Genomic DNA, 7,677 nt, shown 5'->3' on the forward strand with positions numbered 1-7,677 from the left:
GCTCCGGCTCGACGCTGACGGCGGCATTGTTTCTCAACTTCAAGCGTGAAGAAGCAGCGCGGTTCTCGTTCCTGCTCGGGCTGCCGGCGATCGCCCTCGCCGGTCTGAAAGAGTTGTGGGTGTTGTTCCATGCCGACCTTCCCGCCGCCGTTTGGGGGCACCTGATTTTCGGTCTGGTGATCGCCAGCATCTCGGCGTTCTTCGCGATCTGGGGCCTGATGCGCTTTCTGGAGAAATTCTCCACCTGGCCGTTTGTGGTTTACCGCGCGGTGCTGGGGATTTTCCTGATCGTCGCGGTCAGCACCGGGGCCTTGAGCTAAGGCCCCGCCAGAAAAAACAAAACCCGCACTCGGCGGGTTTTGTTTTTTTTACGGATCAGGCAATCAGTCAGCCAGACGCCAGGTCGTGCCGCCCTTGCCGTCTTCCAGCACCACGCCCATGGCGGTGAGCTGGTCGCGGATGCGGTCGGATTCGGCCCAGTCCTTGCCGGCGCGTGCCGCCAGACGTGCAGCAATCAGCGCATCGACTTCAGCCGCATCGACACGCCCTTCAGCGCCCGCTTGCAGGAAGTCATCGGCTTCCAGTTGCAACACACCCAGCACGCTGGCCAGTTCTTTCAGACGCGCCGCCAGACCGGCCGCCGCATCGAGATCGCTCTCGCGCAGACGGTTGATCTCACGCACCATCTCGAACAGCACGGCGCAGGCTTCCGGCGTACCGAAGTCGTCGTTCATCACCGTGGTGAAGCGCTCAACGAAGGCTTCGCCGCCAGCCGGAGCAACGCTCGGCAGGCCTTTCAACGCGTGGTAGAAACGCTCGAGTGCGCCCTTGGCGTCCTTGAGGTTGTCTTCCGAGTAGTTGATCGCGCTGCGGTAATGGCTCGACACCAGCAGGTAACGCACGACTTCCGGGTGATACTTGTCGAGCACGTCGCGAATGGTGAAGAAGTTGTTCAAGGACTTGGACATCTTCTCGCCATTGATGCGGATCATGCCGCAATGCATCCACGCGTTGGCGTAGGTCTTGCCGGTGGCCGCTTCGCTCTGGGCGATTTCGTTTTCGTGGTGCGGGAACTCGAGGTCGCTGCCGCCGCCATGAATGTCGAAGGTTTCACCGAGGCAGCAGGTGGACATCACCGAGCACTCGATGTGCCAGCCCGGACGCCCGGCGCCCCACGGCGATTCCCAGCTCGGCTCGCCCGGTTTGGCGGCTTTCCACAGCACGAAGTCCAGCGGGTCTTCTTTCGACTCGTCGACTTCGATGCGCGCGCCGATGCGCAGGTCTTCGATCTTCTTGCGCGACAGCTTGCCGTAGCCCATGAATCTGGCGACGCGGTAGTACACGTCGCCATTGCCCGGAGCGTAAGCGAAGCCCTTGTCGATCAGGGTCTGGATCATCGCATGCATGCCCGGAATGTGATCCGTGGCGCGCGGTTCCATGTCCGGCTTCTTGATGTTCAGGCGCGCTTCGTCTTCGTGCATCGCGGCGATCATGCGCTCGGTCAGCGCTTCGAACGACTCACCGTTCTCGTTGGCACGGTTGATGATCTTGTCGTCGATATCGGTGATGTTGCGCACGTAGGTCAGGTCGTAGCCGCTGAACCGCAACCAGCGGGTCACCAGGTCGAACGCGACCATGCTGCGGCCGTGGCCGAGGTGGCAGTAGTCGTACACGGTCATGCCGCACACGTACATGCGCACCTTGTTGCCATCGAGCGGCTTGAAGACTTCTTTGCTCTTGGTGAGCGTGTTGTAGATCGTCAGCACGTTAATTTCCTTGACGCAGAATCACTGGCCCCACGAATCACGCAGGGTCACGGTACGGTTGAATACCGGCTGACCTGGTTTCGAGTCTTTGATGTCGGCAACGAAGTAGCCTTCGCGCTCGAACTGGAAACGGTCTTCCGGCTGTGCGTTGCCCAGCGATGGCTCAGCACGACAACCGGTCAGCACTTGCAGCGAGTCAGGGTTGATGTTGTCAAGGAAACTCGCGCTGTCTTCGGCCTTCTCCGGGTTCGGAGAACGGAACAGGCGATCGTACAGACGCACTTCGCACTCGATGCTGGCAGCCGCCGGCACCCAGTGGATCACGCCCTTGACCTTGCGGCCTTCAGGGTTCTTGCCCAGGGTGTCCGGGTCGTACGAGCAACGCAGTTCGACGATGTTGCCGTCGGCATCCTTGATCGCTTCGTCGGCGCGGATCACGTAGCTGCCGCGCAGGCGCACTTCGCCGTTCGGCTCCAGGCGCTTGTAGCCTTTTGGCGGCTCTTCCATGAAGTCATCGCGGTCGATGTAGATTTCACGGGCGAACGGCAACTGGCGCACGCCGAGCTCTTCTTTCTGCGGATGACGCGGCAGTTCGAGGTTTTCGACCTGACCTTCCGGGTAGTTGGTGATCACGACTTTCAACGGACGCAGCACGCACATGGCGCGTGGGGCGTTGGCGTCGAGGTCCTGACGGATGCTGAACTCGAGCATGCCGTAGTCGACCACACCGTCGGAGCGGTTGGTGCCGACCATCTCGCAGAAATTGCGGATCGATGCCGGGGTGTAGCCGCGACGGCGGAAACCCGACAGCGTGGACATGCGCGGGTCGTCCCAGCCATTGACGTGCTTTTCATCGACCAGTTGCTTGAGCTTGCGCTTGCTGGTGATGGTGTAGTTCAGGTTCAGGCGGCTGAACTCGTACTGGCGCGGGTTGGCCGGCACCGGCAGGTTGTCCAGGAACCACTCGTACAGCGGACGATGGCTTTCGAACTCCAGGGTGCAGATCGAGTGGGTGATGCCTTCGATGGCGTCCGACTGACCGTGGGTGAAGTCGTAGTTCGGGTAGATGCACCACTTGTCACCGGTCTGGTGGTGATGGGCGTGGCGGATGCGGTACATGATCGGGTCGCGCAGGTTCATGTTCGGCGAGGCCATGTCGATCTTGGCGCGCAGCACGCGGGCGCCGTCCGGGAACTCACCGGCACGCATGCGCGCAAACCAGTCGAGGTTCTCTTCCACCGAACGGTCGCGGAACGGGCTGTTCTTGCCGGGCTCGGTCAGGCTGCCACGGTATTCCTTGGCCTGCTCAGGGGTCAGGTCGTCGACGTAGGCCTTGCCGGCCTTGATCAGCTCCACTGCCCAGTCGTGCAACTGGTCGAAATACTGCGAGGCGTAGCGCACTTCGCCGGACCACTCGAAGCCCAGCCATTTGACGTCGGACTCGATCGCGTCGATGTATTCCTGGTCTTCCTTGGCCGGGTTGGTGTCGTCGAAACGCAGGTGCGTGACGCCACCGAACTCCTGGGCCAGGCCGAAGTTCACGCAGATCGACTTGGCGTGGCCGATGTGCAGGTAGCCGTTGGGCTCAGGCGGAAAACGGGTGACGATCTGGGTGTGCTTGCCCGAGTCCAGGTCTGCCTGGATGATCGGCCGCAGGAAATTGACCGGCACGGCAGGGCCGGACTTGGCATTCGAGGTAGGGTCGACAGTGGGCTTGCTCATAGGATCCTTGACTTACATGTGCGCGGCCGCAAAGGGGGCCAGACAAAACAAAGCCGCTATCATAGCCGATGCTGTCAAGGGGCTGACAGAGCACGGCCTATAAAGGAGTGCATTTAATCGAAGGGTTTTGGAAAAACAGCCTCGAAATTCGCGCCTGTCACGCTAAACTGCGCACCTTGGCCGATGCAGGCTGAACCGGTTTCGGTACTCAGTGTCCGAAAACCACGAATTCCTTATAAAGAGTAGCGATCATGACTCAAGTCAAACTGACCACCAACTACGGCGACATCGTCATCGAACTGGACGCGGAAAAAGCGCCGATCACCGCTGCCAACTTCCTCGAATACGTTAAAAACGGTCACTACGAAAACGTGGTTTTCCACCGCGTGATCAAGGGCTTCATGATCCAGGGCGGCGGTTTCGAGCCTGGCATGCAGGAAAAGAAAGACAAGCGCCCAAGCATCCAGAACGAAGCCGACAACGGCCTGAAGAACGAGAAGTACACCCTGGCCATGGCCCGCACCATGGACCCGCATTCGGCCTCGGCGCAGTTCTTCATCAACGCCACCAACAACAGCTTCCTCAACCACACCGCCAAGACCGCTCAGGGCTGGGGTTATGCCGTGTTCGGTAAAGTGGTTGCCGGTACCGACGTAGTCGACAAGATCGAAGGCGTTGCCACCACTTCCAAGGCCGGTCACCAGGACGTGCCGAAAGACGACGTGATCATCGAGAAAGCCGAGATCATCGAAGCGTGATATTGCTGATTTCAGACTTGCATCTGGAAGAGGAGCGCCCGGACATTACCCGGGCGTTTCTGGATTTGCTCGCCGGACGCGCCCGCTCGGCGAGTGCGTTGTACATCCTCGGCGACTTTTTCGAGGCGTGGATTGGCGACGATGCCATGACGCCCTTCCAGCGTTCCATCTGCCAGGCCCTGCGCCAGTTGAGCGACAGCGGCACGGCGATCTTTCTGATGCACGGCAATCGCGACTTCCTGCTCGGCAAGGCCTTCTGCAAAGAAGCCGGCTGCACGCTGTTGAAGGACCCGAGTGTCGTGCAGTTCTATGGCGAACCGGTGTTGCTGATGCACGGCGACAGCCTGTGCACCCGCGACGAAGCCTATATGAAGCTGCGCCGCTACCTGCGTAACCCGATTACCCTGTTCATCCTGCGCCACCTGCCGCTGAGCACCCGCCACAAACTGGCGCGCAAGCTGCGCAGTGAAAGCCGCGCGCAGACACGGATGAAGGCCAATGACATCGTGGATGTCACGCCGGAGGAAATTCCGCGGATCATGCAGGAATACGGGGTGAAAACCCTGATTCACGGGCACACCCATCGCCCGGCGATCCACAAGCTGCAGCTCGGTGAGCAGGCGGCGAAGCGGATTGTGCTGGGGGACTGGGATCGCCAGGGTTGGGCGTTGCAGGTGGATGAGAACGGGTATGCCCTGGCGCCGTTCGACTTCGCCCCGCCGCCGGCCCTGCCTGCTCCCACCATCTAATAGCCAAGATCAAAAGATCGCAGCCTTCGGCAGCTCCTACAGGGAAACGCATTCCAATGTAGGAGCTGCCGAAGGCTGCGATCTTTTAGCAATCACCGCACAATCAATGTCCGGACGCCGCCGGACCGGCCTTCGCCGCAAACGGCGGCTTCGCCAGCCACACAATCAGAATCAGCCCCATGAAGCCCCAGCCCAGCAGCGTGAAGTAATCCACGGTGGAGAGCATGTACGCCTGGCTGGTGAGGATCTGATCCATCTGCGCGTAAGCCGATTGGCTCGCGCCGCCCAGATGATTCAGCGTCTCGCGGGTCGCCGGCTCATAAGTGCTGATGCTTTCGCTCATGTACGCATGGTGCTGATCGGCGCGGCGGATCCAGATCCATGTGGTCAGCGACGCGGCGAAGCTGCCGCCCAAGGTGCGCAGGAAGGTCGCCAGACCTGCGCCGTCGGCGATCTGGCTTGGCGGCAGGTCCGACATCAGGATGCTCAGGGTCGGCATGAAGAACAGCGCCACGCCAATCCCCATGAACAGCTGCACCAGAGCGATGTGCTGGAAGTCCACCTCGTTGGTGAACTCGGCGCGCATGAAGCAGCTCAGGCCAATCGCCAGAAACGCCAGCCCGGCCAGCAGGCGCAGGTCGAATTTGTGCGCATATTTGCCGACAAACGGCGACAGCAGCACCGGCAGAATCCCGATCGGCGCCACCGCCAGACCGGCCCAGGTCGCGGTGTAGCCCATCTGCGTCTGCAGCCACTGCGGCAGGATCAGGTTGATACCGAAGAAGCCGGCATAACCCAATACCAGCACCAGCGTGCCGATGCGGAAGTTGCGGTGGGCGAACAGCCGCAGGTTGACCACCGGATGCTGGTCGGTCATTTCCCAGATGATGAACACTGCCAGCGCGATCACCGAAATCGCCGCGCCGATGATGATGAAGTTCGATTCGAACCAGTCCAGGTCATTGCCCTTGTCGAGGATGATCTGCAACGCCCCCACACCGACGATCAGCGAGATCAGCCCAACGTAGTCCATCGGCTGACGGCTGGTTTCCACCGGGCGTTTGGCCAGTTGCGAGCGCACCACCATCACCGCAAAGATGCCGATCGGTACGTTGATGAAGAAGATCCACGGCCAGCTGTAGCTGTCAGTAATCCAGCCACCCAGAATAGGCCCGGCAATCGGTGCCACCACCGTGACCATCGCCAGCAGCGCCAGGGCCATGCCGCGCCTCGCGGGGGGATAGACCGCAATCAACAGGGTTTGCGTCATCGGGTACAGCGGCCCGGCCACCAGACCTTGCAGCACGCGGAAGCCGATCAGTTCCGGCATCGACGTGGAGATACCGCAAAGAAACGAGGCCAGCACGAACAGGATGGTGGCCCAGAGAAACAGCTTCACCTCGCCGAAGCGCCGACTGAGCCAGCCAGTCAGCGGCAGCGCGATGGCGTTGCTCACGGCAAACGAGGTAATCACCCAGGTGCCCTGCTCCGAACTCACCCCCAGGTTGCCGGAGATCGTCGGCAGGGCCACGTTGGCGATGGTGGTGTCGAGCACTTGCATGAACGTCGCCAGCGACAGGCCGATGGTGCTGAGCAACAGGCTGGGCGGCGTGAAAGAGGCGTTATTGCTCATTGTGAATCCTATGAAACCGGGTTGACGCTGCGTCTGTTAAAGAAGCAGTTGCCCATAAGGAACAGGCCCTTGTGATGAGGAAGCTCATCTGTGTGAGGAAGTTCATCTGTGGTGAGGGGATTTATCCCCGATGGGTCGCGAAGCGGCCCCTCTTTTGATTCAGAAAAGCCGGGCCTGCTGCGCAGTCCATCGGGGATAAATCCCCTCACCACAGTAAATCTCATCACCTTGAGAACCTGTTCCCACAGGGGAAAGATTCAGCGTTGCGCGGTCTTGCTCACCGCAGCGCTGTTGTCGTGGATCAGTTGCGCAATCATCGCGTCGGCTTCAGCCAGTTGCCGGTCGTAGACGTTGGTACTGAACGAGGCTTTTTGCGGCGGTTGCTGGGCCAGCACCGGGCCGCTCTGGTCGTGCAGGTTCACCTCAACGTTGGTCGACAAGCCGACCCGCAGCGGATGCTGGGCCAGTTCTTCGGCGTTGATGTGGATCCGCACCGGCACACGCTGCACGATCTTGATCCAGTTGCCGGTGGCGTTCTGCGCCGGCAGCAGGGCAAATGCGCTGCCGGTGCCGGCGCCGAGGCTGTCGACGGTGCCGCTGTACTTCACGCTGCTGCCGTAGATGTCGGACTCGATGTCCACCGGTTGGCCGATGCGCATGTCACGCAGCTGGGTTTCCTTGAAGTTGGCGTCGATCCACAGCTGATCCAGCGGGATCACCGCCATCAGCGCGGTGCCCGGCTGTACGCGCTGACCGAGTTGCACGGTGCGTTTGGCGACGTAACCGGTGACTGGCGCTATCAGGGTGCTACGCGCATTGGTCAGATACGCCTGACGCAGATCGGCAGCCGCCGACATCACGTCCGGGTGCGACGACACCACGGTGTCGTCGACCAGCGCGCTGGTGGTTTTCAGTTGCTGCTTGGCGTTGGCCAGGGCGTTTTGCGCCGAGGTCAGGTCGTCGCGGGCGTGGGACAGTTCTTCCTGGGAAATCGCCCCGCCAGCGGCGAGGTTCTTCCGGCGGTTGTAGTTGTCCTGAGCCTTCTGCAC

The 7,677-nt window shown here is 61.0% G+C and carries 7 protein-coding genes; 3 read left to right on the top strand and 4 right to left on the bottom strand.

Annotated elements, in window-relative coordinates; genetic code table 11:
* The coding region (locus DBR18_RS29370; protein ID WP_305891539.1) for an undecaprenyl-diphosphate phosphatase at positions 1 to 320 on the top strand (320 nt) is incomplete at its 5' end.
* 63 nt (positions 321 to 383) lie between these two features.
* Here DBR18_RS29370 and cysS read toward each other — a convergent pair.
* Both cysS and DBR18_RS17000 read right to left on the bottom strand, forming a co-directional pair.
* Positions 384 to 1,766, bottom strand: coding sequence for a cysteine--tRNA ligase (gene cysS, locus DBR18_RS16995; RefSeq protein ID WP_108591171.1), 1,383 nt, complete (start codon positions 1,764 to 1,766; stop codon positions 384 to 386).
* Between the two features lie 21 nt (positions 1,767 to 1,787).
* Positions 1,788 to 3,488, bottom strand: a complete 1,701-nt coding sequence (locus tag DBR18_RS17000; protein ID WP_108591172.1) for a glutamine--tRNA ligase/YqeY domain fusion protein — start codon at positions 3,486 to 3,488, stop codon at positions 1,788 to 1,790.
* A gap of 251 nt (positions 3,489 to 3,739) precedes the next feature.
* On the opposite strand from DBR18_RS17000, the gene DBR18_RS17005 reads away from it, so the two are divergent.
* Together DBR18_RS17005 and lpxH are read left to right on the top strand one after the other, a co-directional pair.
* Positions 3,740 to 4,246: a peptidylprolyl isomerase gene (locus DBR18_RS17005; protein WP_007912469.1), complete on the top strand. Its 507-nt coding sequence runs from the start codon at positions 3,740 to 3,742 to the stop codon at positions 4,244 to 4,246.
* The gene (lpxH, locus tag DBR18_RS17010; protein ID WP_108591173.1) at positions 4,243 to 4,995 is read left to right on the top strand and encodes a UDP-2,3-diacylglucosamine diphosphatase; all 753 of its coding nucleotides are present in this window, start codon (positions 4,243 to 4,245) and stop codon (positions 4,993 to 4,995) included. Before DBR18_RS17005 ends, lpxH begins: the two co-directional genes overlap by 4 nt.
* A 103-nt stretch (positions 4,996 to 5,098) precedes the next feature.
* Here the strand turns inward: lpxH and DBR18_RS17015 are convergent, their stop codons facing one another.
* Entirely contained in the window at positions 5,099 to 6,628 is a 1,530-nt protein-coding gene (locus tag DBR18_RS17015) for a DHA2 family efflux MFS transporter permease subunit (protein WP_108591174.1), read from the bottom strand.
* A 257-nt stretch (positions 6,629 to 6,885) separates the two neighbouring features.
* Positions 6,886 to 7,677 (bottom strand): efflux RND transporter periplasmic adaptor subunit (locus tag DBR18_RS17020; RefSeq protein WP_108591175.1); only part of this gene is annotated, 792 nt, incomplete at its 5' end.

Origin of the sequence: Pseudomonas sp. HMWF021 (genome assembly GCF_003061005.1) — a bacterium.
Classification (GTDB): domain Bacteria; phylum Pseudomonadota; class Gammaproteobacteria; order Pseudomonadales; family Pseudomonadaceae; genus Aquipseudomonas.